The organism is Paenibacillus barcinonensis, assembly GCF_003217495.1.
In the GTDB taxonomy this organism is placed as follows: Bacteria; Bacillota; Bacilli; order Paenibacillales; family Paenibacillaceae; genus Paenibacillus; species Paenibacillus barcinonensis.
The window spans coordinates 68,678-94,075 of the sequence record NZ_QJSW01000018.1 but is presented as its reverse complement, the minus strand read 5'-3'; the positions used below and the strand labels follow the sequence as shown (position 1 = coordinate 94,075).

The 25,398-nt window shown below is 48.0% G+C and carries 16 protein-coding genes; 4 read left to right on the top strand and 12 right to left on the bottom strand.

The genetic code is table 11. From position 1 onward, the window contains the following. Window positions 1–15: 15 nt before the first annotated feature. Window positions 16–2,241 (bottom strand): hypothetical protein, encoded by a 2,226-nt coding sequence (locus DFQ00_RS21870; RefSeq protein WP_110898606.1) that lies wholly within the window; start codon window positions 2,239–2,241, stop codon window positions 16–18. Between the two features lie 878 nt (window positions 2,242–3,119). Between DFQ00_RS21870 and DFQ00_RS21860 the strand changes: the two genes are divergently transcribed. Continuing rightward, window positions 3,120–4,364 (top strand): DNA polymerase IV, encoded by a 1,245-nt coding sequence (locus DFQ00_RS21860; protein WP_110898604.1) that lies wholly within the window; start codon window positions 3,120–3,122, stop codon window positions 4,362–4,364. Next, on the top strand, window positions 4,361–4,714 hold the full coding sequence (locus DFQ00_RS21855) for a YolD-like family protein (RefSeq protein WP_110898603.1): 354 nt from the start codon (window positions 4,361–4,363) through the stop codon (window positions 4,712–4,714). Before DFQ00_RS21860 ends, DFQ00_RS21855 begins: the two co-directional genes overlap by 4 nt. A gap of 119 nt (window positions 4,715–4,833) precedes the next feature. Here DFQ00_RS21855 and glsA read toward each other — a convergent pair whose 3' ends face one another. From glsA to DFQ00_RS21805, 10 genes are all read right to left on the bottom strand, one after another. Further along, on the bottom strand, window positions 4,834–5,775 hold the full coding sequence (gene glsA, locus DFQ00_RS21850; protein ID WP_110898602.1) for a glutaminase A: 942 nt from the start codon (window positions 5,773–5,775) through the stop codon (window positions 4,834–4,836). Between the two features lie 115 nt (window positions 5,776–5,890). Continuing rightward, a complete protein-coding gene (locus tag DFQ00_RS21845; protein ID WP_110898601.1) occupies window positions 5,891–7,057 on the bottom strand; it encodes a hypothetical protein in 1,167 nt (388 codons plus the stop codon). A gap of 202 nt (window positions 7,058–7,259) precedes the next feature. Continuing rightward, window positions 7,260–7,742 carry a GNAT family N-acetyltransferase gene (locus tag DFQ00_RS21840; protein ID WP_167433797.1) on the bottom strand — a complete coding sequence of 161 codons (483 nt, stop codon included), beginning with the start codon at window positions 7,740–7,742 and terminating at the stop codon, window positions 7,260–7,262. 377 nt (window positions 7,743–8,119) lie between these two features. Continuing rightward, on the bottom strand, window positions 8,120–9,385 hold the full coding sequence (locus DFQ00_RS21835) for an L-lactate MFS transporter (protein WP_110898623.1): 1,266 nt from the start codon (window positions 9,383–9,385) through the stop codon (window positions 8,120–8,122). Window positions 9,386–9,585: 200 nt separating this feature from the next. Next, window positions 9,586–10,407 (bottom strand): LytR/AlgR family response regulator transcription factor, encoded by an 822-nt coding sequence (locus DFQ00_RS21830; RefSeq protein ID WP_110898599.1) that lies wholly within the window; start codon window positions 10,405–10,407, stop codon window positions 9,586–9,588. Between the two features lie 36 nt (window positions 10,408–10,443). Further along, entirely contained in the window at window positions 10,444–12,096 is a 1,653-nt protein-coding gene (locus DFQ00_RS21825; protein ID WP_110898622.1) for a sensor histidine kinase, read from the bottom strand. A gap of 257 nt (window positions 12,097–12,353) precedes the next feature. Continuing rightward, complete coding sequence (locus DFQ00_RS21820; protein WP_244213955.1) at window positions 12,354–13,958, bottom strand: alpha-L-rhamnosidase-related protein; 1,605 nt, start codon at window positions 13,956–13,958, stop codon at window positions 12,354–12,356. Window positions 13,959–13,972: 14 nt separating this feature from the next. After that, window positions 13,973–14,809 (bottom strand): carbohydrate ABC transporter permease, encoded by an 837-nt coding sequence (locus DFQ00_RS21815; protein ID WP_110898598.1) that lies wholly within the window; start codon window positions 14,807–14,809, stop codon window positions 13,973–13,975. Further along, window positions 14,806–15,684, bottom strand: coding sequence for a carbohydrate ABC transporter permease (locus DFQ00_RS21810; RefSeq protein ID WP_110898597.1), 879 nt, complete (start codon window positions 15,682–15,684; stop codon window positions 14,806–14,808). The genes DFQ00_RS21815 and DFQ00_RS21810 overlap by 4 nt, the downstream gene beginning before the upstream one ends. A gap of 108 nt (window positions 15,685–15,792) precedes the next feature. Then, window positions 15,793–17,124, bottom strand: a complete 1,332-nt coding sequence (locus DFQ00_RS21805) for an ABC transporter substrate-binding protein (RefSeq protein ID WP_110898596.1) — start codon at window positions 17,122–17,124, stop codon at window positions 15,793–15,795. A 130-nt stretch (window positions 17,125–17,254) separates the two neighbouring features. On the opposite strand from DFQ00_RS21805, the gene DFQ00_RS21800 reads away from it, so the two are divergent. Continuing rightward, entirely contained in the window at window positions 17,255–19,051 is a 1,797-nt protein-coding gene (locus tag DFQ00_RS21800; RefSeq protein WP_110898595.1) for a sensor histidine kinase, read from the top strand. Further along, the gene (locus tag DFQ00_RS21795; protein WP_146236210.1) at window positions 19,048–20,658 is read left to right on the top strand and encodes a response regulator transcription factor; all 1,611 of its coding nucleotides are present in this window, start codon (window positions 19,048–19,050) and stop codon (window positions 20,656–20,658) included. Before DFQ00_RS21800 ends, DFQ00_RS21795 begins: the two co-directional genes overlap by 4 nt. Window positions 20,659–20,704: 46 nt before the next feature. Here the strand turns inward: DFQ00_RS21795 and DFQ00_RS21790 are convergent, their stop codons facing one another. After that, window positions 20,705–25,150, bottom strand: a complete 4,446-nt coding sequence (locus DFQ00_RS21790; protein ID WP_167433796.1) for a glycoside hydrolase family 3 C-terminal domain-containing protein — start codon at window positions 25,148–25,150, stop codon at window positions 20,705–20,707. Window positions 25,151–25,398 lie beyond the last annotated feature (248 nt).

Below are 25,398 nucleotides of genomic sequence, written 5' to 3'. Positions count from 1 at the left end.
CTTTATTTATCTTATTTAATCAATGCGAAAACTAGGCATTTTCTCGTAGCTTTGCTTCATTTTCTCATAGCTCAGCTTGAGCCTTTCGCTGTACTTGACCTGTTCCCAAGCCTTCCAGCTGTAGACGGGCAATGTCTTCAGGTCGAGGCTTGCCTGTTCGCCTCCAGGCCAGGATACCTGCTTCGTGGAACGGTTCGTCAGCCAGGGAACGAGCGTGATGCCTTCAACTGCCGTTGTTGAGAACTCACGTCCATTTTTCAACGGTCCATACTTAATCGCCTGCAAGGAGCTTGGATCACCGAAGCCAAGCAGCATCCATGGGATGCGCATCTCCACCTGATTGCCGTTGTACTGCCAGGCGGTTAACGAATCGGTGTCTGTCTGTCCGGGTGCTGTCGTTCCCCGCTTTAACATCCCGACATTTTCGGTCATAAACGGATGCGCTGAACGTGTATCCGGGGGTGTCATCTTCAGACTCACCGCCAGGTTCCACGGATGGAACATTTCAGTCGACTGCAGTTCCTTATCCGCAATCATGTCATATCCCTGCTTGCCGTACAGTCGCTGGTTGAAATCGTAATCCTTCGCGATCTGCACCTGTGATTCGTTATCCTTGCCAATTGTAATGACCGTTTCCAGTCCATCGCTCAGCGTTTTGCCTGAAAGCATACTGCCGGGCTGACTGCCACCAGTAAGGGTATCTGTACCAATGCGAAGCAGCGTCTGTTCAGGATCAAATGGCTGCTCCAGCGTCAAGCCTATATACAGATAGGCTTCGTCGTGAGTCATTTTCATCTCCTGAATGCCCTTCACCTTGCCTTGCCAGACCGTGACCTCCCCAGCCTTCAGCTTGTCCCAGTCACCCAGCTTGCCGTCGATGGTCAGCTTGTCCTGTTTACCGGGGTCCATCGCCAGCAGGCCAAACATTTTCTCATTCGTCAGCACGTTCAGCCAGTACGCCCGGCGGTCAGCCGGAATTTCCAGTGGCATCGTGTTCCAGGTTTTTTTGAACCACTCATCCTGCCACATGAACAGAATAGCTCCTGCGTACCCCTCGTCATAAATATCCTGTGTCAGCGAAGCATCAATGTCTCCCTGCTGCACCTCGTTATGCCCGCCCTGATTCCGGCCGCCCATGCCCAGATGGGAAATCCCCAGAGAGGAAGGTACCCCGTATTCTGTAACCATTACAGGCATATCGGAAAACTCGGCTTTGAGCTTGCGCAGATAGCTTTTGTACGTGTTGTACTCGCCATTCGCATCTTTGATGGTTTGCAGTGTCTTATCGACATGGAACAAATCCGGGTAATACGGATACACATGATAGGCGGCAAAGTAACCCCCACCCCACGCCTCAGGCTTGATATGTCGTGCATCTACACTGACCATATCCTCCTCATACAGCGGCTCGCCCGGATGGTCCAGCACATCGGTTGTCACCCAGTTGGTAAAGGTCATCGGGTGCTCCCAACCATACTTCTTCTCCTGAACAGCTGTATAGTCCAGCAGCTCTGCCAGCCAATTCTCGAACGGAGAAGCTTCTGCAGTCGCTGAGAAATGCACACCCTTGTACTGCAGCACATCCGCATGCACCTTGTTGGTATTGTCCACCATAGCCGGGTCCCACTCGGTACCTACATGCCACGCCATCAAATATTTTCCGGCATTGGTTCTGTATTTCCCGCTGGACTCTCCATTTTGGGCTGCAATGTCGGCATCTCCGTATACCGCCGATACTGCCTTCTCAATCTCCTGCTTGAACGTCTGCTCAATATGGTCGGCATAGGCATCCCGCTTCTCGATCAATTCCTCCTCGGGTGACCATATGCCCTGTATAAAATATAATGGCTGCTCCCGGCCGCGATTATAATCGACCAGTGCGGAGTAAAAAATCGGCTGATGGACCGTATACACACGGATCACATTCGCTCCGAGGTCCTGAATCTGCTCGAACCAGCGCAGATAATCCTCCTCAGTAAGTGGAAATTCTCCAGGGTAATGTCCCGGTGAGGTTGCACCCAGGTTAACCCCTTTGACGAACATTTCCTTCCATGTTCCATCCTTTCCGTATTGCATGAACTTGTTCCCATCAGTCTTGAATTTCATCTCCGTGCCATTCTCCGCTGTATACGTAACAAGCTTGGGCTGCATATAATGCCATCCGGCCAATATCCCGCCCGTCAGCACCATCGCACCTGTCAAAGCTGTCAGTAACAAGCGTCTTCGTCGTTGTCTGCTCATGACTTCTGATTGCTCACCTCTCTAGTATGCATCCTGCTTCCCTATTCGCCAGGTTTATAACGTGCACATACATTCTGGACAGGAAACATACGATCATTCCGCTTCGGATGTCCGCTTTGGTAGAGATGTCAGCGGTGTAGTTCTCACTATAGCGCTAAGCCTCTGTATTGTAACTAGGCTGATGGAAGCAAACATGATATGGAACGTTCTGCCCATACCCGGCCATTCATGCCATCCTACAGCACACCAAGGCAACTGCTCCGTTTACGGTCTTTTTACATGTGTGATCTGCCCAAAAAGCACAGATGAATGCACTGCTGCTCCTGCGCTACTTCGCTCTTTATTGTTATGTGCAACGCGGTCGCAGGCATCCTTCCCCCGTGAAACATATACCCCATTAAACGCGATTGAATTTTTAAAGTTGCGCTCTTATTTACAGTATTAACCATAAAGATTACAAAATTGATACTATAGTCCGATAACGCATCAGTGAAAACCCGCGCCATATCAAGGTTTTCTGAAAAGTGCTGAAAATGAAAAAAGGACATCAGTCCCTCTTGTAGGACTCTGTCCGTTTATCCACCTTTTACAAAAAGCAAAATGAACTGCTGGTCATCACCCTGCGGTCACAGTTCTCTCACATTATATGTAAAAAATCACTTCTTATTTCCTATTTCGGACTTCAATCTGGTCATTCTGTATTTGTGTCCAATTTGCAAAATAATTCCGGTTGCCGCATTTGCAATTGTCCTTTATGCTTATAAAACAGGAACACTTGTTCCATACTATAAATAAACTGTAAATAACGACTACTCCTCCTGTGCATCACACGATAGGAACAACAGCCAGAATTACAGCAGATAAGGAGAGGAAATGTTATGCCCCGCCAAGACAGACGTATCATCATGCTGGCAGACTGCCAGTCCTTCTATGCCAGTGTGGAGAAGTCTGCACATCCCGAGTACAAGGATCGCCCCCTCGTGGTAGCCGGTGATCCGGCACGGCGTTCGGGCATCATTTTGGCGGCCTGTCCTCTCGCCAAGTCCTACGGTATTACAACCGCCGAGCGGCTGGGCGAAGCCCTTGCCAAGTGCCCAGATGTTGTCGTCATTCGTCCACGTATGGCCGAGTACATCCGGGTGTCCCTTCATATTACGCGCATTTTGCAGTCATACACCGACCTGGTGGAGCCTTACAGTATTGACGAACAGTTTCTCGATGTCACCGGAAGTCTGGATCTGTTCGGCAGTCCCGAAACGATTGCACGCAGCATTCAGTCCAGAGTTATGGAAGAAACGGGCGTGTACATCCGAATCGGCATCAGCGACACCAAGGTAGTCAGCAAAATGGCCTGTGATCTGTATGCCAAAAAAGTTCCGGGCGGTATCTACACGCTGCCTCGCAAGGAGATGCCGTCCACAATCTGGGAAAAACCTGTACGCGACATGTTTATGGTCGGTTCACGCATGGGGCAGCATCTCTACAAGATGGGTATTCATACGATCGGTGATCTGGCGAATACATCGCTGTCCCGCCTGAAGGAGCGTTGGGGTGTCAATGGTGAAGTGTTATGGCGCATCGCCCGTGGTATAGACGATTCCCCGGTGAAGCCCGGAACATACACCCACCAGCAGCAAGGCATTGGCCATCAGATGACGCTGCCTCGGGATTATGAGACCTGGGAAGAGATCAAGGTGGTACTGCTCGAGTTAGCAGAACTGGTTAGCCGGCGTTCCCGGGACAAATCACTCATGGGGCATGTCGTTTCAGTCGGATGCCGCGGACAGGATTACGACAGGCCAACCGGATTTTCCCGTCAGATGAAGGTAAATGAACCCACCAACATCACGGACGAAGTATATGATGCGGCTGCAGCTCTGTTCCTGCGCCATTGGGACGGATTACCCATTCGCCGCATCAGCGTATCCCTGACCGGGCTTGTGCCTGATTCGGAGGTGCAGCTATCCTGGTTTGACGATCGTGAACGCAAAAGGGAACTCGAACGGGCTACAGATGATATCAAACGCAAGTTCGGAGATACCGCCATTATGCGGGCATCGTCCCTCTGTTCCTCTGCACAGGCCCAGGACCGTTCTCACAAAATTGGAGGTCACTATAAATGAGTAAAAAATTGCAGCAAAACGGACTCTTTGAATCCTCACGTATGATGCTACCCGAGCATCGGGAAGCTTATATTCTTCATCAGGAGCAGCTTGCCCCGCGTACTCGTCCTTCTCTGGATGCCCAGGCTGCCGAAGAAATGTCCCGGCTGCTGAGCAACTCCATGGTGCTGGGTGACCAGATCACCATCACCCTGTTCCATGAGCATGACGATATTGGTTATACGGGACGTGTGCTCAAGCTCGATCGGCCTGCCCGTACGCTCAGACTGCTGACAGCAGATGGAATGCGCGATGTACAGATGAACCTGATTACGGCTGTGGCCCCCGCCGGGGAATGGATGGATGAGTGAAATAAAAAAGCAGCCGACAAAACGATGTCCGGGCAAAGCCTCGTTCAAAAGAAGCAAAACGCCCGGAATCTGATTCATCTACTGCTTATATGGGTGAATGCTATGTTTGCCTTTTAAATTTAGAAGAAGCTCCAGTCAAATTCCTTGGACAGACGCTCCAGCAGATGCACACCGGCAAGGCTGTTGCCCTTGCGGTTCAGTGCCGGACCGATCACGCCGATGCCAAATTGTCCCGGAACGAGCGTCAAAATACCGCCGGAAACACCACTTTTAGCCGGAAGACCTACCTCGATAGCAAATTCACCAGAGGCATTGTACATTCCGCAGGTGGTCATGAACGTTTTGGCAATCTGAACGTAACGACGGGGAATAAGCTCTTCACCCGTAATGGGATCCGTTCCATTATAGGCGAGAACAAGTGCCATACGGGCCAGATCCGCACAGGTCACTTCAATAGAGCAGTGGCGGAAGTACACAGCAAGCACATCTTCTACATCATCCTTGATTACACCGTTATGTTTGAGAAAATAAGCGAGTGAGCGGTTCAGGTGACCACTTTCGGATTCGGAGCGATAAACGTCTTCATTATAACCCAGCCGTTCATTGTGGGCGAGCTTGCGGAAAAATTCGAGAATTCGGCGGGACTTCTCTTCCTTGCAGTCACCACCAACTAGGGAGGATACGGTTATTGCACCCGCATTAATAAGAGGATTAAACGGAATACCTGGTTCAACCAGTTCCAGCTTGATCATCGAGTCGTAATCGTCACCCGTTGGCTCTTTTCCTACATTAAAGAAGACAGCCTCTTCTCCATGATCCATCAGAGCCAGAATCAGCGTGAACACTTTAGAGATACTTTGCATCGTAAAAGGAACACCGCAATCGCCAGCAGACACATGATTTCCTTCAGCGTCCATAATATGAATGCCGAGATCATCCTGCGACGCTTTGAACAGCTCAGGAATATAGGAAGCTACCTTCCCCTGCCCTGTATGCAAGCGGCTGGTCTCCAGCCACTCCGGCAGCAGGGCATTCAGTCGGTCCATCGTTGATTCACTCATATGTCATCTCCTCCACCTATGTCTATAGAAGCATCCTGCACGATGCCTATCCCCATTCTATCTTATTCATTACCCGGCGGCACGGGAAATCACACGAATGGAGACGGAAGTATGCTCATATGTTTCTTGGATGAATGAACGTTCCAGCTCGTTCAGCCATGAGCTTCGAATCTATGTTGCTAATACCGATCCTGGCAAGTTTGTGTACGATCTGACTCGCTGAATGTGCATTTTTGATAATAATGTCTACCACCTCATCCGCATCATCCACTACACGGATATAACGCTTGAATTCCTCTTCTGTCATATTTTCCGTCCCTACAAACAGGGGATACAGCAAATCCAGCACCGGCATGTGAAGTCCTTGATCCGGGACATCTGGAACGGTCCAGAACTTGCTATCGAGGAACAGCATGGAAGTAATCGGGGCCTTGCTATCAACGTCTTTATCACGATAATAGACATGGGCAGCATCCTGAAACACCTCCTGAATTGTACCACCTCTTCCTTCCGAAAAAATGATACCGCAAGAAGCCAGGGTCAGGAGAACATCTTCCCGTATACTATTGAGAAAATATTTAGCAACGTGAGTAGCAAACGGCGTAAAAGGTTCATGCCCATAATGCCAGGTTGGCAACGCCAGACTACGATTGAGCGGAGTAAGCTGATCCTTGAGTTCATTCACGATTTCCCACGCGGGAAGCATCCACGCATGAAGTTCTTTTAACAAATCTTCATGAATGGACCGCCCGTCTTTACCGATCAGATGCTGCATGTTTTTGGGGAATTTATCGTAGGGTTCTTTGGCCAAATGATTAATTGCTGATGTAAGCGAGTCCGCAGATTGTCCTGCATGAAGAGCACCCAAATGCGTTGCTTCCATACAACCCGGGCCACCTCCGCTAACGACAACAAATCCGGATTCAGATAGTTTCTGGGCAATTCGTGCTACTTTACGATATGCTGTGCTTCCACGCTTCTCCTGATGTCCTCCCATGATGGCCACAGGAAAACGGCGTGCCTCTAACTCCGTTGCGAGAAATGCATTCATCTCGCGCACCACCGATGTGTCATGCATAGCCTCCATCATGGCAGCATAAGGGTCCGAGAGGGTCGTGCCTCCTTGTTGATGAAAATATATAAAACACTGAAAATCCGGCGTGGTTAGCAGACTGCGTGCGTTATCTGGTTGAAAGCCCTTGAGCAGCTCAAGTGGATTGTAAAGCTTGTCATGGATTGGATTAAACGGGGGATGGGAGATCTTCTCCAGTGGTGTAATCATGGCGCTCTCCTTATAAGTTGGATTGAAGGTCAAAGACAACATTGCACTACAACAAAGCTTAATCTAACCCCATGAATATCGTATTATACTTTTCTAATGGTCGATGAAAAATAACCTGCTTCATTAGATATAAAACACTGAGGCAGATACAAAAATAAAAAAAGTCGCTTGGCGGCGACTTTTCACGAAATAACCCAACCTCTTATCTGCCAGGACGCAGATTCAACTCCAATATCTCACCAGGCAAACCATCATAGTCTCCCGTCCACGTCGATTCAAAGTTCTGTCTGAGCAAAATTTGACGGGATGCCACATTGGAAGGATCAATCACGGCATACAGCAACTCAATGCCTGCGGCCTGAGCCTGTATAATCAGACGGGACGCAATCGCTGTTCCATGACCTTTGCCCCAATGCTCCGGCAGAATCATGTACCCCATCTCCGCACGCGACGGATTATCCTCATCCTGAATTAATTTGGCATAAGCGACACCTGCATCATCCTGCAAATTTACTCGGTAATGCCCGCACAATGAACGAAGATTATAGTCCAGCATGGAGTCGAACTGTGTTTTAGCCTCCGCTTCGGGGATTGCACGCTCGGTAATCTGTTTCATGACTTCCTCATTGGAAACCAGTGCATAATAATGTTCAAAGTCCGGTTCTGTGTATTTCAAAAAATTCATGAATGTGCCTCCTTGGAATACATCATTTAATGTAACTGTGCAGCGGCTGTTGATCAACATGCCACGTCATCGAAGTGCACGATGTCCCCGACTCATCTTGAGTATAACAGAAGCCACAGTTGCAATGCACATCGCCGGGATGCAGAAGCATAGTTACGGATACCGATATGCCCAATGGCTCCCCCATGAAAAATATAGCAAGGGAATATTCCGCATGGGTCATGCCTTTTTCGACAGCAAAAAACGATCTCAGCAGAGACCGTTTGCCTGTCATGTTTATTTATTTTGTAAGGATGCTATCTTTAAAGGCAGCCCTCGTTCAGCTCAATAAGCTAAGCAAAAATTGCATCATGCACCACGACGATGCATGCCACGGTTTAACTTGCACGTGAAGATGGGTTCAATTGCATTTGCTTTTTCTGAGAGGCGCTTGTCCGGCGGTTTGAACCCGGAGGGGTGATGATCAAAGCCATCAGCAGCGACACCGCACAGAGCACGGCGATCACGATAAAGGTGAGATGGAAGCCACCCAGCAATGCGCTGATGAATGACCCAGCCAGAGCGCCAAGTCCGAATCCCTGATAGATTACGCCATAATTTTTGCTTTGATTTTTCAAACCGAAGTAATCGGCTACAATCGCTGGAAACACCGTAATGTTACCACCAAAGCAGAAGGCAATGGCTGCCACACAAGCGAAGAAGATACCAAAGTTCAGTGGCACGAGACTCAGCGTCATGACAGCTACAGCAGTCACCAGCAGCGCTCCTGCGATAACCTTCATACGTCCTACTTTGTCCGACAGGGCCCCCAGAATGATCCGGCCCGCCGTATTGAAAATCGCAACCATCGCCACTGCGTTCGCTGCTGTCGCTATATCCAGTCCTGCAAGCTGAACACCTATGTCTTTGACAATACCGATCAGGTATAGACCGCTCATACATGCCGTGAAGAAAATACCGAATAGCATATACGCTTCCTTCGTACGAAGCATTTCTTTGACTGTGTATTCATGAGGGACTTCTGCCGGTCTCACCCCAGCACCTTCTTTGATACTAACCGGAGTCTGCTCACGAACGACCGCTTCACGGATCAGGAATGATCCTGCAACGATCAGAAGCAGAACGATGATACCCCAATACATAAACGCTTGCGCCGGACCAACCGCACCGATCAAGGCAGAGTTCACATATTTGAACAATAAGCTGCCCGTACCGAAGGCACCAACGGAAATACCCGAGATCAGGCCTTTTCGTTCAGGGAACCACTTGATCAGGTTCGATAAGGAAGTGATATACGCTGTACCATCCGCGAAGCCAACGACAAAGCCTGCCAGCAGATACAACAACGTTAATGAGCTGACCTGTGAACTAAGAATTAGCCCAAGTCCGAGCACGATACCAGCTATACGAATCAGGCGCTGAAGCCCCCAGCGTTCTTGCAGCCGCCCTGCAAATAATGTAGCAAATGCCAGAGCAAAGCTCGTAATTGAAAAAGTAATCGCCACAGAGCTAACGTCCCATCCGAAACGATCAGACAATGGCTGATTGAATAAACTCCAGGTGTAAATTGTGCCAAGCCCCATTTGTACAATAATCGTACCCAGTACAATAAGCCAGCGGTTCATTTTTATAGATGATGTCATGGTTGAATCAGATGCTGATGAAGCGGATGAAATAGCTGCTTTCATCGTAATCTCCCCTTTGCCGATGTCTTGAACCTGTTGAACATTCCTGTATGCTACCTGAGGTAAGCGGAACGTTGTTCACAAGCCAATCATACATGAAAGGGGATTCATTCGGCCGTTTGGAGCATGAGTTGCATCAATTACGGAATGAACTGCCGCTATATGCGCATGAGCTGCCTGAATTCTTTGACCTTGCCACGGCTGACAGGCACTTCCGCCTCCAAATCACGCAGACGTAGCAAATACGTATTGTTAAACCAGGGTACAATCTCACGAATCTGGGAGAGATTCACGAGATAGGAACGATGACAGCGGAAGAAAGTATCCTGCGGCAAACGGCTGTGAAAATCGGATATGCTGACAGGCATCGTAAACTCCCCGTTTTTGGTATAAACCTTGGTCACCTTTTCTTGAGCTTCTGCATAATAGATATCCACCGAATCGGTGACAATGATATTTTCATTGCGCAGCAGATTGATACGTTTTCCTGTCTGGTTGTCCTGTTCATATCCATGGTCATGGTCTGCAGCATATCCTTGTGCCCCTTGATGTCCCTGGGCATTTGCGTTTGCCTGCGCCTGGTCACCACCTTGTATCCCCTCATTCTGCTCGCGGTCCCGCTTGAAGGTCGCCTCCAGCTTGTGCAGCATGGCTGCGATCCGTTTCTCATCGTAAGGCTTCAGAATATAGTCGAATGCCTCCAGTTCAAAAGCTTCAGCCGCATGCTCCTTGTAAGCCGTCGTAAATACAATATAGGGTTTGCGTGCAAACATGCCAATATGATGCGCCAGCATCATACCATCCAGCGAAGGAATGTTAATATCGAGAAAAATAACATCGACTTCCTGCTCCTGTAGAAACTTGAGCACATCCAGGCCATCCTCCAGACAGTCCACAACCTTGATCCGGCTATGCTCCTGAATCAGATAACTCAGTTCCTCGCTAGCCGGAATTTCGTCTTCCACAATTAATGCTCTCATGAAATACCTCCATCGTGCGCTTTCATATATCCATCATCACCTTGTTATGACATCTCCTTTGGGCACATCAAATAAAATATCCGTTCCCTGCTCAAGTCTTGTAATTGTCAAGCCTTGTCCATAGATCAGCTTCACCCGCCGATGCACGTTATACAGCCCAATCTGATTGCCTGGCATGCGGTCATGGTAAACCTTCTCTATAATATCGGGACTGATGCCTGCGCCCGTATCACTTACGCTGACACGAACAAAATCAGGATAATCCTGCACGCGAATCCGTACAGTTCCGGGGCCTTTCACCTTGAGGATGCCATGAATAATCGCATTTTCCACAAGCGGCTGAATAACCAGACTCGGAATATGCACCGCCACTTCATCAATCTCATAGATCACAGTTAGCCGGCTGCCAAAACGTGCTTTTTCAATCTCCACATAATTGCGGACCTGCTCCAGTTCCTTATGAATATCAATTAACTCGTCCGACAGCTCCAGATTGTAACGCATATAACCTGAGAGGTTCACTATCAGCTCCCGTGCACGGTCCGGCTTCGTGCGAATGGACGAAGCAATTGCATTCAGCGCATTAAACAAGAAATGAGGATGAATCGTGGTCTGCAGTGCGCGCAGCTCCGCCTTGTTCGCCGCAGCCTTAATCTCCTCTACGCGTGAGACCTCCATCTGGGTGGAGATGATCTGGGAAAGACCGACAGCCATCGTTTGCAGGGGATACGTTATTTTGTAGGCTTTGCGGTAATAGATTTTGAGCGCACCTGTTACTTCACCGCGTTCCTTCAGTGGAATAATGAGCAGGGAGTGGATATCAGGCGTTTTCTCATCCGTCACATCGTTGCTGATCATAATTTCCCCGCTGGATATCGTGCTTTTGGTCATCTCGCTAATAATCTCATTGCCAATATGATATCGCTCTTCCCCGAAACCGACATAAGCCAACACATTTCGTGTATCGGTAATGGCCACCGCATCAGCTTGAATATCCTCCTGTATAATTCGGCATACGTTGCGGAGTGAGTTCTCATCAATCGAGCGGAAGTAGGGCAATGTTTTATTCGCGATCTCCAGTGCCAGCTTGGCCTGACGACCTGCAATCAATTCCTTCTCCCCCTCCACACTCTGCACCAGAAGTACGATCAGACCAATGTTCACCTCACCCAGAATCATCGGCAGGGCAATTTTCGAAACGATGTCTGCTCCTAACGGATCAGGATACGAAAACAGAAGGATTAACAGCATCGTAAGTGCTTCGATAATCATGCCTGCACCAATACCAATGATCCAGCGCTTGGATTTGGGCGTGTATTTATGAATGTAACCGGACACCAGACCCGCAAGAATGCTTGTGATCAGACATGGAATCGCGGTAATCCCATCCATATCGATCAAGTACCGATGAACCCCGGAGACAATGCCTGTAATCATGCCAACAGGCGAGCCAAACAGGATTCCACCAGACAGAATAGCAATAATCCGTACGTTGACCAAGGAACCCTCCACATTAATGCCTGTATATGTACCAAAAATAGCAAAGGCACAGAATAACAGTGTAGCCGCAACGTACTCCTGCTTTCTTAACTTTCCCTTCTGCAATATCTGCCTGAACCGCGGCACACGCGACAGAAAGAATAAAAAGATAATCAGCAGCGCCGCCCGCTCAAACAGACCTAGCAGCATTGTAAACATTTCCAACGCGACTTCCCCCACATCTATCTGAAAATAAACAACAGTGCCCGGAAATTGCCCTGTATCCCGGTGCACCTGAAAATCATACTACTTGTATGCAACAGTTTACCGTTCTGCTCCCGGGAAAGCAAAGAATATCCTGTGAAAATGATAAAAGGCCAATCGGATTTATCCGATTGACCTGAATATCTGCATCCTGAGACTTCATCATAGAATACTTGAAAGGGATGGCATCTGTTCTGTAAAGATCAGCTATCTGTTACAGCAAAATGTCGTCTAATGAAATAACTCGGTGTACAGCTCCACGCATGACAGTAACTGTTAATCAGATTGCTGCCATATGGTGAATACGTCTTGTCTTCGGGATTATATAGCTCCCAGAACGTATCTGCTCCATCCTTGATCATACCGCCCCAATAGGTGCGGATCTGCTCCAACGCGTCCTCTTTTTGTCCACACTGGAGCAGTGCCTCCACATAATGATGCATCATGTAAGGCGTATTCATTGGAATCGCCTCGTTATAACCTTTCAACCGTTGCAGCAATGCACGCGCCACCTCCACATCCACCACTTCAGCCAGAATCATCCATACCTGTGATGCCCACGAAACCTGCCGCTGTTCACCACTTATGAAGAAACCTTGTTCCTCATCCCATAAAAATCGCAGAGCCGCTTCTTCAGCAAGTCGAATCTGCGCTTGAATCTGTTGCTCATGCTCCGTCAGCCCCAGTTCACGGGCAATGCATAGACCTCTTTTCATACCATAGATCAACACCGCCTGTGCACCCGCCTGCTTATTCAGCTGCTCATGCCAATCCAGGAAGCAATACCACGTCTCATCATCCTGCACAATGCCACGAGCATCCAGCCGCTTCAGCGCAATATCCATCTGCTCTCTAGCAACAGGCCACAGCGCCTCAAGGGTATCCCGATCCTTCGTTGCTTCGTAATAGTCCCATAGTGTAGTGATGAAAAACAGCGAGTAGTCATATAAATAAATGTCGTCCACATAAGGCTGCGGCTTCTCATACAGACACGCTCCTACCTGCCCGCCTTCTAGCCTTGACCCGGCAAACAGATACAAGCAACGCTTCACCAGATCATTGCGCCCAAACGTCTCGTAATTGACCAGAGCCTGCAAACGCAGATCCCCGATCCAGAGGCGACGGTCACGCTTCGGCCCGTCCTCAAACACGGTTTGCATGCAATCACGCAAGGTATGAATGGATATTTGATCAAGCTGGACCAGCTCCTGATCCGTGCTCGCGGGCAGTGGGGCTACAGCAGCCATCGAAGCAGACGTTACGGTTGTACAGAACACATCCTTGAGCTGAAGATCATACCGAATGGACGTTTCCAATACTTCTAGCTTCAAATAACGAAAAGCATAGCGGCGGTCCAGCGTAATTGTACCCGGAAGCACATCAACATTAACGATCTCATCCTGCAGCCAGGAACGACTGAGCCAGCCCTCATATGTGGCAAAATCCTCCCCTATCTCACATGGCATCTCGCCAAAGGTCAGCTTTAAACGTAAAGGAGCATCGGCATTGCTTCGCACATTCAACAGCGACAGGGTGACATAACCGACGAGATGCTGACCAAAATCCAGCGTGATCTCGTCCCCCTTACGAAGCACCTGCTCGTACATGGCTTCCACCGGGGCGACCGGCTCTATTCGCCACCCTTGAAAGGCATGTACATCCGATACGGAACGAACCAGCTGCTTCGGAAATATTTTCTGCTCATAAAGCTTAGGAATCCATTGCTGAGCCTGCTCCATCCATAGTGCATTGGTGATATGCGGACTCATCATTTGTTCACTCATCATCTTATCACTTATTTCGCTCATATCAGGTCTCCTCCTTAGCCTTTAACAGCGCCAACCGTCATACCGCCAACAAAGTATTTTTGTAAAAATAAAAACACCAGCAGCAGTGGCAACGCACACAGGAAACAGGCTGCAAACAGCACATTCCATTGGGTTGGATTTTGCTGATCCCCCAAAAAGCCAAGCATGGCCAAAGGTAGAGGGGAATCCCCCGCCCCCGAAATAAAGATCATATTAAAAAAGTAATCGTTCCAAATCCATACACCCTGCGTAATAATAACCGAAACTGTCACTGGAATAAGCAGTGGAAACACAACCGTCCAGAACCGCTGGAAGAGTCCTGCGCCATCAATATGAGCAGCCTCCTCTACTTCTTCAGGCACACCACTGCGAATAAAGCCCGTGTACAGGAACGTAGAGAACGGCAAGCTACAGGTAATAAACATAAAGATAGGTGTATATTGATTGGTCGGAATATGCAATGCATTAATCATCTGTACGATGGGGATGAGCACCATCTGTGCAGGCACGACCAGACCCGACAGGAAAAACAAATACATAAATTTGCTGAGCCTTGTTTTCAACCGGGCCATCGGATACGATGCCATTGCCGCGAACAGAACAACAAAGATGACGGATACCCCGGTGAGTACGATGCTGTTCCAGAGCGCTTCCGGAAAATGCATGCGCTCAAAGGCGGCCTTGTAACTTGCCAGAGATACACCTTGAAACAGAACTAACGGGTTCGTATTGTCTTTCGGATCACGCAGCGAAGTTGAAAAGGCAATGATAAGCGGAATCAGATTCAGCGTCATAATCAGTATGACCGCCAGCTGCGCAAAGCCTTTTCCCATCCATCGACGAAGCATCATGCCGACACCTCCCGCTTGTTCATCTTCAGTACAAACACCGCTGTAATAATAATGATCACGGCAAACGATATGACACCCAGAGCAGAGGCCTTGCCAAAAAGCTGCTCGGTAAATGCCATTTTATAGATTGAAAAGATTAACGTATTCGTAGCTGTACCTGGCCCGCCGTTGGTCATAATAAACGGGAAGTCAAATGCCTTGAGCCCATTGATCAGACTGAGCGTTACATTAATGGTAATGGCTGTAGCCAACAGAGGAATCTTCACATGCCGTAGCAGCCGCCATGGACCACACCCATCAATCCGTCCAGCCTCCAGCAGATCATTCGGAACCGTTTGCAGACCCGCGAGAAAAATAATCATCGTTGTGCCAATCGTTTTCCAGATTTCCACCAGAATGATTGAATAAAGTGCGGTTGAATAATCACCTAGAAAATTAAGTTCATTTGCAATGCCCAGTTTATCCAGAAAGGAAGAAATCAGCCCGTAATCCGGCATATATACATAACTCCAGAGAAAGCCCACAACGATTGCACTGAATAACGTAGGAATGTAGGCCAAAGAACGGTAGATTCCAGTTCCTCTAATTTTCATATTTAATAGCAAAGCCATGGCCAGACCGATAATATTGCCTGCAATTACAGTAACCAATGTATAGATCAATGTGTTTTTGAGAGATACACCGAGAATATCACCGCGAAACAGCTCCTTGTAATTATCCAGCCCGATATAACTGTAAGCCTGAGCATAGCCATTGTAGTCCGTTATGCTGTACTGAAATAACCGCAGGATCGGGAAAATCCAGAAGGTGAGGTAAAAGAGTAATGCGGGTACCGCGAACCAGTACATGGACTTTTTCATAACGGTTGAGTTCATCTTGCTCCATCCTTTCCAAAAAGACCGAAGCCAGGGAAGCGGTTTCAAGCCCCCTTCCCCGTGCAACCGATCATGTCTCTTGAATCTCATTTTCAAAGCTTGCTGAAGCTAGTTTTTCCACAGCTCTCTGAATTTGCTTTCCATAGCGTCAGCTACCTGCTCAGGAGTTGTCTTCTGTCCGGCGATAATCTCTGCAAACTTGGCTTGCATCACATCCGACACGCCAGCAGGCCACATCTGATTGCTGAAATAGACCGAATTGCCCGTTTGCTGATAGTTATCATTGACTTCCTTGAACAATTCATTTTCCAGCGTCACGCCTTTGTACACATTAATTGAACTGTTAGAGGCCACAAACGCCTTGAATAGCTCGGATTGTCCGTCAAACAAATAATTCAGCACCTGCTTCGCTGCATCCAGATTAGCTGATTTGGCATTGAGTGCATAACCCGCTGATGTTGCAGCAGATACATACACTGGCTTGCCGGCATCATTGCCAGGAAGGGATGCGAAACCACGAGTGAAGTCAGCCGCACCTTTGGAAGTCATTGAAGCATAGTCCCAAGTGCCAGTGAAGGTCATCGCTGCTTTTCCGTCGATGAATAGCTGTGCAGATTGAGCACTTCCAATACCCAATGAATTTTTCACCACATAGTTCTTGTCATACAGCTCTTTATATTTGGAGATCGTTTGCACCCACTTTGCATCAGTCAGTGAGGTCTCTCCTTTTTGCAGCTTCACATCAAAATCCATATCGTTCGGGTACACCATATTGGCGGCGATCTGGTACATTCCGAACTGGATCACCCAAGGGTCCTTGTCGCCCATCGCAATCGGCGTAATTCCCGCATCCTTCAGCTTCTGGCACAGCTCCAGGAAGGAAGACCAGTCTTTCGGAAATTCGGAATAACCCGCTTGCTGCAGCAGTTCCTTGTTGTAATACACGCCTAGAAAATCCAGTCCTCTCGCGACTCCATACGGCTTGCCCTCGAAGGACATATCATTTTTGGCACCTTCACTGATGTTGTCCCAGAACTTGAGGTCTGATAAATCTGCAGCAAAACCGGCCTTGGCAAAATCAATAACTCCGCCGGCCGCATTTTTAGGGAATATCCAGAAAATATCCGGTCCCTGCCCGGCAGCCAGCTTCGTCCGTACTGAGGTATTGTACTGATCATCCGGAAGCTTCTGCACCTCTAATGTGATGTTCGGAAATTTTTCTTTAACCAGACGGGGCAGTGTTTCAAGATCAAAGTCTTCCCCCTCGGAGGCTTTATTTCCCGAGAGCATCATCGTTAACGTGATCGGCTTGGCGGAATCATTATTTCCTCCGCCATTATTGTCGGCGTTGCTCTGCTCTTGACCCGAAGAACTGCATGCGCTCAGAAATGTCATCAGCAGCACCAAAGTCAATGCCCACAGCCGTTTTCTATTTTTCATCTTGTCATTCCCCCGATTCATGTTTATTCTTGCTTTGTGCACATTATCATCATACGGTGGGCGTCAGTACATTTACTTTAGCTTGTTTGGTGCACTATTTTTAGATTTGACATTCTCAGGGGGAGCACGTATGATTCTGTTCAACATCAAAACCAAATTGTTTCTGGTCCTCGTTCTTGTATCCATTGTGCCTATTATTGTGGTATCCGTCAGTTCCTACCAGAGTTATACCAAGCTGGTCAACGAACAGACTTCACTGGTAACATCCACAACGATCGGCAACTCGGTCAAAAGCATGGAGGAAATTCTGCAGAACATCGACCGAATCTCGGTCACGCTGCTTCAGCAGTCTTCCAATGCAACCGCTTACAGTACAGTAAGCGACGAATTATTGAAGCTGAACAATACGAATGATCAGTACGACATTTTTATGATACGCAGCAAGCTGAAGCTTATTTTTGAAAATATTTTGCTCGGATACAATTATATTAATGGACTGTATCTGTTCACACCGGATGGAAAATGGATTAGTTATGGAAGTAGCGGCACGGATCTGCGTCTCGATTACATTGCTCTTCATGATCAATGGTACCTGGACACCATTCAGCGTAAAGGCGATTTATATGTGGGCGAGGTCGGGGTTAAACCCTACATCATTAATGCCAAGCAGTCCATCGGTTTTTCAAGGGCTCTCTATGACCCGAACAATCACGAGTTTCTCGGGGTATTTATGCTGGATTGCAGCATGAATATTTTTGATGGATTGAAACGCAATCCTGCTCCCAGCCTATCGAACCTGTATTTGGCGGATGATCAAGGGAAAATTCTGTACTCCACCGATGGACAACCGATCGGACAACCGCTTGCCGCCAATCTTGTATCAGCCATGGAGCATGTTAACAGCAATTCACAGTATAAAGTCATTCAGGATAAAATCATGACCGTCATGCAAAAAGTACCCGGACATCCCTGGAATGTCATTGCGAACATTTCATTGGAACGACTGTACGAGCAGTACAACATCTCACAGAAGCTGCTGTTATACATCGCCGTAAGCTGTGCTGTCATTTTCCTGTTGCTTTCCTTTTTCTTATCAAATCTGATTACCAAACCGATTATCGAATTAACCAAAATGATGCGCAAAACCAAATCTCACCCCTTTGTGAAGATCAAACCCAAAAGAAGCAAGCAGATTGACGAGATCGGAATACTGTATCACGAATTCGACAAAATGATGAAACAGATTGATACCCACATTCGAGAGAGCTATCAGAACAAAATTTTGACACTCGATTCACAGATGAAAGCACTGGAGGCACAGATTAACTCTCACTTTCTGTACAACACACTTGAGTCGATCAACAGCATCGCAGAGATTGAGGAAGTGGAGAGTATTGTGGTGATGACCAAATCACTGGGTGACATGTTCCGTTATAGCATCAAAACCGACAGTGAACGCGTAACCGTCAGCGAGGAGCTTCAGCATGTGGAAAATTATATGGCCATCCAGCAGATCAGATATGGTGACAAGATCAGCTTCAAGCTGCTTGTGGACCCTGAGGTTAGAAGCTGCCATATGCTGAAGCTGCTCCTGCAGCCGCTCGTAGAAAATGCCATCTATCACGGATTGGAGAATAAACGTGGAAAAGGCTCCATCACCATTACTGGCAAGCTTCAAGAAGAACGAATTATTTTCGAAGTATGCGATGATGGCGTAGGCATGTCACCCGAACAGGTGAATGAGCTAAGGCAGTTGTTGTCACAGCCGCCTGAATTCATTTCTGTCGGTCAAAGGCTCAAGCAGAGCATTGGCATTAAAAACGTGCATTCACGAATTGTTCTGTATTATGGTGACAGGTACGGACTGACCTTCCAAAGCGAAGTGCATCAGGGTACACGGATTACCGTCGAAATTCCAAGTCTTTGAGAGTAGAGGTGCCGCTTATGTATACGTTTATCGTTGTAGATGACGAGCCGTTGATTCGTAAAGGTCTGTTAAAAAAACTGGATACCTCGGAACATTCGTTACAATTGCTGGGCGAAGCTGATAACGGAGCCGATGCGCTGGAGCTGATCGAATCCTTCAGACCTGACATTGTGTTCACAGATATGCGTATGCCTGAGGTGGACGGAAAATGGTTGATTCGGACCGTAAGCGAAAGGTATCCACATATCAAACTCATCGTCATTAGCGGGCACACCGACTTTGATTATATGCAGGAGGCTATCTCGGCCAAAGTGGTCCAATACTTGCTCAAACCCTTTAGCCGGGACGAGGTTCAACATGCGTTACAGCAGGCTATTCATACGCTCGAACAGGAGCGCTCACTGAAGCAGGAAGTTGTTCAGCTGACTGTAGAGACGGAACAAATGAGAATAGATACTGATCACCAGGCTTTTCTGCATCTGGTGCTGAACGCCCACATACCTGCGAAACGTCCTGTGTTCCGATCTCGTGAATTCAAGGCCATTCTGGATGCCGATCATCTCGTCTTCATGACGATGTATAGTCCTGAACCCTACACAGCCGGACAGTTGCCCTCGTTCCCGCAAAGTCTTGCCATCCCACATCCCCAATCCGAGCATCTTGTGTTTCTGCTCATGTATGATCAGGGTTGTGCTGCGGAGCAGCTAAGGGAACGATCCATTGAACATGCGGGACATATTCTGGCAGAAGCCGCTGCTGCTGAATGCTGTATTGGAGTCAGTCTGCCTATATCCGATGTGAATCGTATCCGGGAAGCACATCATCAGACCATCCTGGCACTGGATCAACGCTCCATTACCGACTTTGGCAAATGTTACATCTATGCAGAAGAGCCTTTACCGCTAACCTCTTTACACTGGAATCGTTCACATGAGCTACTGTTTTTCATCGAAAGCGGCAACGTGTCCAAAGTCAAAGAATTTGTTGCTGATTTCTTCGCCTTTTTTATCCGGCAGCCTGACGCTTTGCTCGCTCATCTGAAGGAACAATGCCGGGATATCGTCGCCGAGACCAAACGATTGCTGCAGCGATATTTGCAAAGCAGCGGCGGAATCGGCACAGGCAACGGGAATGCATCCTCCAGTCTGGAAGCTGTGCTGGACATTTCGTTTGATATCGAAGCCATAAGGCAGTATATCGACAAGGTGCTGTCAGGAACAGCACTGCTGCTGCAGGAATACAATCCCTATCGCTCCGATCAGGTCATCGACAACGTCAAGCAATATATGGATCTCCACTATGCGAAGGATTTAACGCTGGAATGGGTGTCATCTCTCTTTTATCTGAACCCGAGCTATCTCAGCTTCCTGTTCAAAGAAAAGCACGGCGAGAACTTTACCGACTATATCAACCGCCTGCGCATTGAACACGCCAAACACACCCTCACCAGCACCGACGACAAAATCTACCGCATCGCCAAGCAACTCGGCTACGACAATCCCAAATACTTTTTCCGTGTATTCAAAAAAATGACCGGCTTAACCCCCGAGGAATATCGGAAACAGCACAAAGTAAATCGCAATAACAAAGAACCAGGCCATGGTTAAAGGGCCTGGTTCTTTGTTATACATTGCATATCGTTTGTGCGGGGAACTACTTTGCTTGATCAACGAGCAGGCTCTCCACAATACGTTTGTGTACGCGCACCAGAACGGTCGCAAGCTGTGCACGTGTCAAGCTGCTCTGTGGTGCCAACTGCTGATCCGGTGTACCCTGAAATATTCCCAGACGGACAGCAAATGCCATGGCAGTCCGGTTCTCCGCCTTTAATTGGTCCCTATCCTTGAAGCCGCTCAGCCATGAATCCACCTCGGATTGCGACATTTCTGCATCGAGACGTGTCAACTTCATCGCCTGAACAAGGACTGCAGCCATATCTTCTCTGGACATCGGTGCATTGGGCAGATATTGTCCTTTTTCCATGAGCCCATGTTCAACCACGGCTCGTAATACGGGATCAAACCATTTCTCATTTATACTTGCTGCTCCAGCATCAATTCCGAGTACATTTAACGCAGCCATCAACGTTTGTGCTGTCGTCGTCGTTCCCTCTGGCTGCATATGACGATCCGATACACCGTTTAACAGCAGTAGGCTGCTCGCTTTTGCAATATCGGCTGCATACCAGGCTGATGACCCCACGTCAACATAGGAGCGTGCAGATTGAATAGCCACATATGTCCCTTCTTCATAAATCAATACCTTCCACACCCGAGCTCCGTTTGCATCATACGTCAACACACTGGGCACCGAAGTCAGCTTTCCTGTATCACTCACATGAACGATGGTGGTTGCGCTGCCCGAAACGCCGTCGTTGACAGGCAGTTCTGCAATGACATGCCCGCCCCGCTGATCTTGAACGATTACATTCCATGGACTTCCCAGTACTTGAACACCTAATGTGCCAATTTTACTCGTTTTAAGCTGATCCACCTCGTCCGCCTTTTGAACCTTTACCATGTTCGATGTTGATCCCGGCTCGGTTGTAATCCCCGAAGACCCCACAGTAGTTCCGTTCTGACCCGATCCCGCTGCACTTGGTGAGCCCGAATTCGTACCAGAACTCGAACCCGGACTTCCCGCATCAGGGCCTGGTTCCTTAATTTTAAATGATACAGTGTCGATCCGAAGATCCGGTTCATGGAATACAAGATACAAGTCATGAACCCCGCTTATCATCGTGGACACATCTGCTTCTACATCAACATAGCCTAGTTCCTTCACCGTTACGTTAGCATTACTCATTGTATAGGTCACGGGTTCCGTAATAGGTACGTTCCACTCAGCAAGCGCTTTTGAATCAGGAGAATCCGCATGAAGGGAGATCGTTCCTCCTCTTACATTGGATGCGACAGACGCTTTCACTTTTTGTACACCCGTAAGATTTGCCCTGGATAAAGCAACCCAGGATCCCGCTTGCTTCGAGCGAACGGCATAATAGCCTCCCACAATTGACTCGGCCTTTAATTGCTGCGCCGTTCTTTTCTTGGACACCTCGTGATATACCACTTTGTTAGAGGCAAATGCGTGGTCATAGACATTGACTGGCTTGACAAGGGATAATAGAGCTGCAGATTGACCTTCAATGTTCACCATCCCGGATATCTTCACGTCTTCCTGAGCTGCAGAACTCCCCATCCTGAATTCATAATTCCCTTGTTCAACGATCCAATCATTTCGATTGACATCCCATAGAGCGAGGCTACGCGGGTTCACCTGTAGCTGTACTTTCTTCGTTTGACCGGGTTCAACATATATTTTCTCAAAAGCTGCCAATTTCGTTTTGGGTACATAAGCTCCGTAAGCGGAATGATTATTTCGGGCATAGATCTGCACAACTTCAGATGTCGCCACATCACCGGTATTGGTTACTTCGACCGATGCTACGAATGGCTCATCTCCGCTAATGGTTGAAGGCATGTTTAAAGCTTTGTACGTAAAATTCGAATAGGATAAACCATAACCGAACGGATAGGTAACTTTGGCATCGGTATACATATAGGTCAGTCTCGCTTCGATTGGATCAGCGTTAGTCATATCCACCGTGAAGCGTGGATCAATCATGTCCAGATTCGAGGCATTGCCTTCAGGTACCACATAAGAATTAATAGCTGGAAGGGCGTCCATATTTGCATACCATGTGGAAGTCAAACGTCCTGAAGGTGCATAATCTCCGTATAATACTTGGGCCAGCGCATACGAATCATATTGTCCGCCATAAGGCTGGTATACGATAGCAGAAATGTTGGGGTTATCTTGAATCCGTTCCATACTTACAGGGAAACTTGATTTTACAACAACAACGGTGGGTTTGCCTTCAGCGGCGAATGCAGCCGAGACACGCTCAACCAGTGTATAATCTGCTTCTCCCATATCCAGACTTGAGCGATCATTGCCCTCACCTGCACTGTGCCTTGGCACAGCTCCAACAAAAACGATGGCATAATCATCTACCATGGCCCGCTTTGCGGCTTCCTCACCGGCCTTCCGAACAATTCTCTTCTCAAATTTGGCTGCGTCTGTACGATTGCGAGGCTTTTCCTTGTTTCCCAATGGGGCTGCGGCAGTGATCAGCTTATTCTCTTGATCCACTTCAATCAGACGGCCATTGGCATAATACCAGTTTGTAAAATCTCCGGAAAATCCAGTTCGATAACCGTTTGCCACGATTGATACTGAGCCATCTTCATTACTTTCCATCCTTAAAGTTGGCGGTATGGCACTTGTGTTGCCAATCATCTCCGGCAAACTCCAGTCATTTTTCGTCAGATTCAAGCTAGTGGCATCTGTATTCCCTACCACTGCCCCATTAGTTGCAGGTGAAGTCACCCAACGCTCATTATACAAAGACTTCAAACTTTCGCCGGATTGCCCCCAATCATACACTTCAAACAAAGAAGCATTTGAGCCTTCATCAGCCTGAGCTTCAGCAGTTGTGATAAGCTGAGCTCCTGCTGTATCTGCATTAGCAGCATTCACATCGGCCGTGACCCTTTGCTGATTTGATTTGGAGCTCAGTTCGATAACTTCAGCACCTGAAGTATAATTAACGTTGTCCCCACCATTCAATTTAATAATCGAAAGCAGTGGAGATTCTCCTGCATTCTCCAGAACAGGTGTTGTGCCCACCGAATAGGTTGTTTTAAAACGTGCATCCGCATACATCCCGGATACAGCAGCTTGATTACCTTTTTTCAGCGGAAGTACCTGATTATTTTTCAGCAGCACAATGCTTTCCTGCGCAGCACGAAGTGCTACCTCCTGATGACTTGCCTGGTTATAGTCATCCGGTGCAGTTGTCCGTACGTCTTTGGCACTATTAGCAAACGGGTAGTCCTTCGGAATCCCTTGATCATCCGTCTCGTTGAAAATCCCTAAACGAACCAACTGGTTCACATGAGGTCTTGCTGCTTCAATAAGATCTTCCTTTGTAATACCATACTCCCCTTGTTCCACAAGCGTCACGAGATCTGTTACATCAGCAGGCGTCGTGCCTGATGGGCGGCCTGCATTGGCCTTGGCCAGCGCCATCAGTACCGTTGCATGCGTCCGGTCCACCGCGTAACGATCATCGTATCCGTTCCCCATCTGGTTGGCGTTAGACACAATCGCATCTCCGTTGAAATCAGGCGAACTGTACACACCATACTTCGCGTCCAGGTTCGCTAATAACTGAAGCGGTGACAAAATGTTAGGGATACCGTTGGTTCGCCCGAAGGATGTCATCGTACCTGCAAGTGAACCTGATTTGAATCCGGGAAGTGCTGCTTGCGTCTGATATTCAAACAATGCACGAGCACCCGCACTGTTGCTCGCTGTTTGTCTGAACCATTGTGCATTATAGACAGAGTAATGCTTCGTGCCTACCGCAGCTCTCATCCAGAACCCATCTGCAGTATCGGGTTCATCTATACCGCTTAAACCCGAGGCCATCTTGTCAATCAAAACACCCGCCATATTAGGATCTTCCGAGAACCCCTCGTCAAAGCGTCCACTTAACGGATTGATCCGCATATCGCTTACTACCGAAAATGCAACACTAAGCGAAGGATCACTGCCTCCGTGAATGTTCGATTGGCCCTGCTTAACCTTTAATTTGCTGATTTTCTCTTTGCCCATGACATTACCAATATCAGATAAAAGCTCTTTGTTCCAGCTTTGCCCCATACCGATCAATGCCGGGAAATCTGTAGATACGCCTTGAACGTTATCCGCAGCAGATAATGCGCCAGGAATAATTTTCCCCGCGTTCACACCCTTGGTCAGCGTATAATGATTACGCGATCCCGTAACATATACCGCTGGCCCCTCCAGTCCCGTGTAATCAAAGTAAGCATCAACAAAGGCATCCAAGTGTTCCGGGACACCGTCGAATAACGGCATGCCATCAAAAACACCACCCTGCTGCGTGTGAAAATTTGTTGCCTCTTCTGCCGATGCAGAATAAGGCACTTCCCCCCATACCCATCCTGTAAGACTGATCACAGTAATAATCGTGATTGCCTTATTTCGGAATTTACCTTTAAACCATGCACCCACACTGATCCCCCCAATAAAATGTAATCGCTTACAAAAGTTATTATAAGGAAAAGTATGGTACATTTTGTTTACACCTTGAGGTATATTATTTTTAGAAGCTTTAATTATGGGGCACCTGCAATATCATTCTGAAACGCCGTGCTATCAAACATACGTGGACTTCACCCCATCCCCACAGCTTCACCAAAACAAAAAAGGCATTCCATTAAGTCACATATGACTATTGGAATGCCCTTCTCATGAGTGCC

Coding starts and splice junctions, on each gene's coding strand:
- DFQ00_RS21835 (WP_110898623.1), bottom strand. CDS start 9,385: ATGACATCATCTATAAAAATGAACCGCTGGCTTATTGTACTGGGTACG.
- DFQ00_RS21820 (WP_244213955.1), bottom strand. CDS start 13,958: ATGAGCGAAATAAGTGATAAGATGATGAGTGAACAAATGATGAGTCCG.
- DFQ00_RS21860 (WP_110898604.1), top strand. CDS start 3,120: ATGCCCCGCCAAGACAGACGTATCATCATGCTGGCAGACTGCCAGTCC.
- DFQ00_RS21830 (WP_110898599.1), bottom strand. CDS start 10,407: ATGAGAGCATTAATTGTGGAAGACGAAATTCCGGCTAGCGAGGAACTG.
- DFQ00_RS21855 (WP_110898603.1), top strand. CDS start 4,361: ATGAGTAAAAAATTGCAGCAAAACGGACTCTTTGAATCCTCACGTATG.
- DFQ00_RS21825 (WP_110898622.1), bottom strand. CDS start 12,096: ATGCTGCTAGGTCTGTTTGAGCGGGCGGCGCTGCTGATTATCTTTTTA.
- DFQ00_RS21815 (WP_110898598.1), bottom strand. CDS start 14,809: ATGATGCTTCGTCGATGGATGGGAAAAGGCTTTGCGCAGCTGGCGGTC.
- glsA (WP_110898602.1), bottom strand. CDS start 5,775: ATGAGTGAATCAACGATGGACCGACTGAATGCCCTGCTGCCGGAGTGG.
- DFQ00_RS21805 (WP_110898596.1), bottom strand. CDS start 17,124: ATGAAAAATAGAAAACGGCTGTGGGCATTGACTTTGGTGCTGCTGATG.
- DFQ00_RS21840 (WP_167433797.1), bottom strand. CDS start 7,742: ATGAATTTTTTGAAATACACAGAACCGGACTTTGAACATTATTATGCA.
- DFQ00_RS21870 (WP_110898606.1), bottom strand. CDS start 2,241: ATGAGCAGACAACGACGAAGACGCTTGTTACTGACAGCTTTGACAGGT.
- DFQ00_RS21800 (WP_110898595.1), top strand. CDS start 17,255: ATGATTCTGTTCAACATCAAAACCAAATTGTTTCTGGTCCTCGTTCTT.
- DFQ00_RS21810 (WP_110898597.1), bottom strand. CDS start 15,684: ATGAACTCAACCGTTATGAAAAAGTCCATGTACTGGTTCGCGGTACCC.
- DFQ00_RS21845 (WP_110898601.1), bottom strand. CDS start 7,057: ATGATTACACCACTGGAGAAGATCTCCCATCCCCCGTTTAATCCAATC.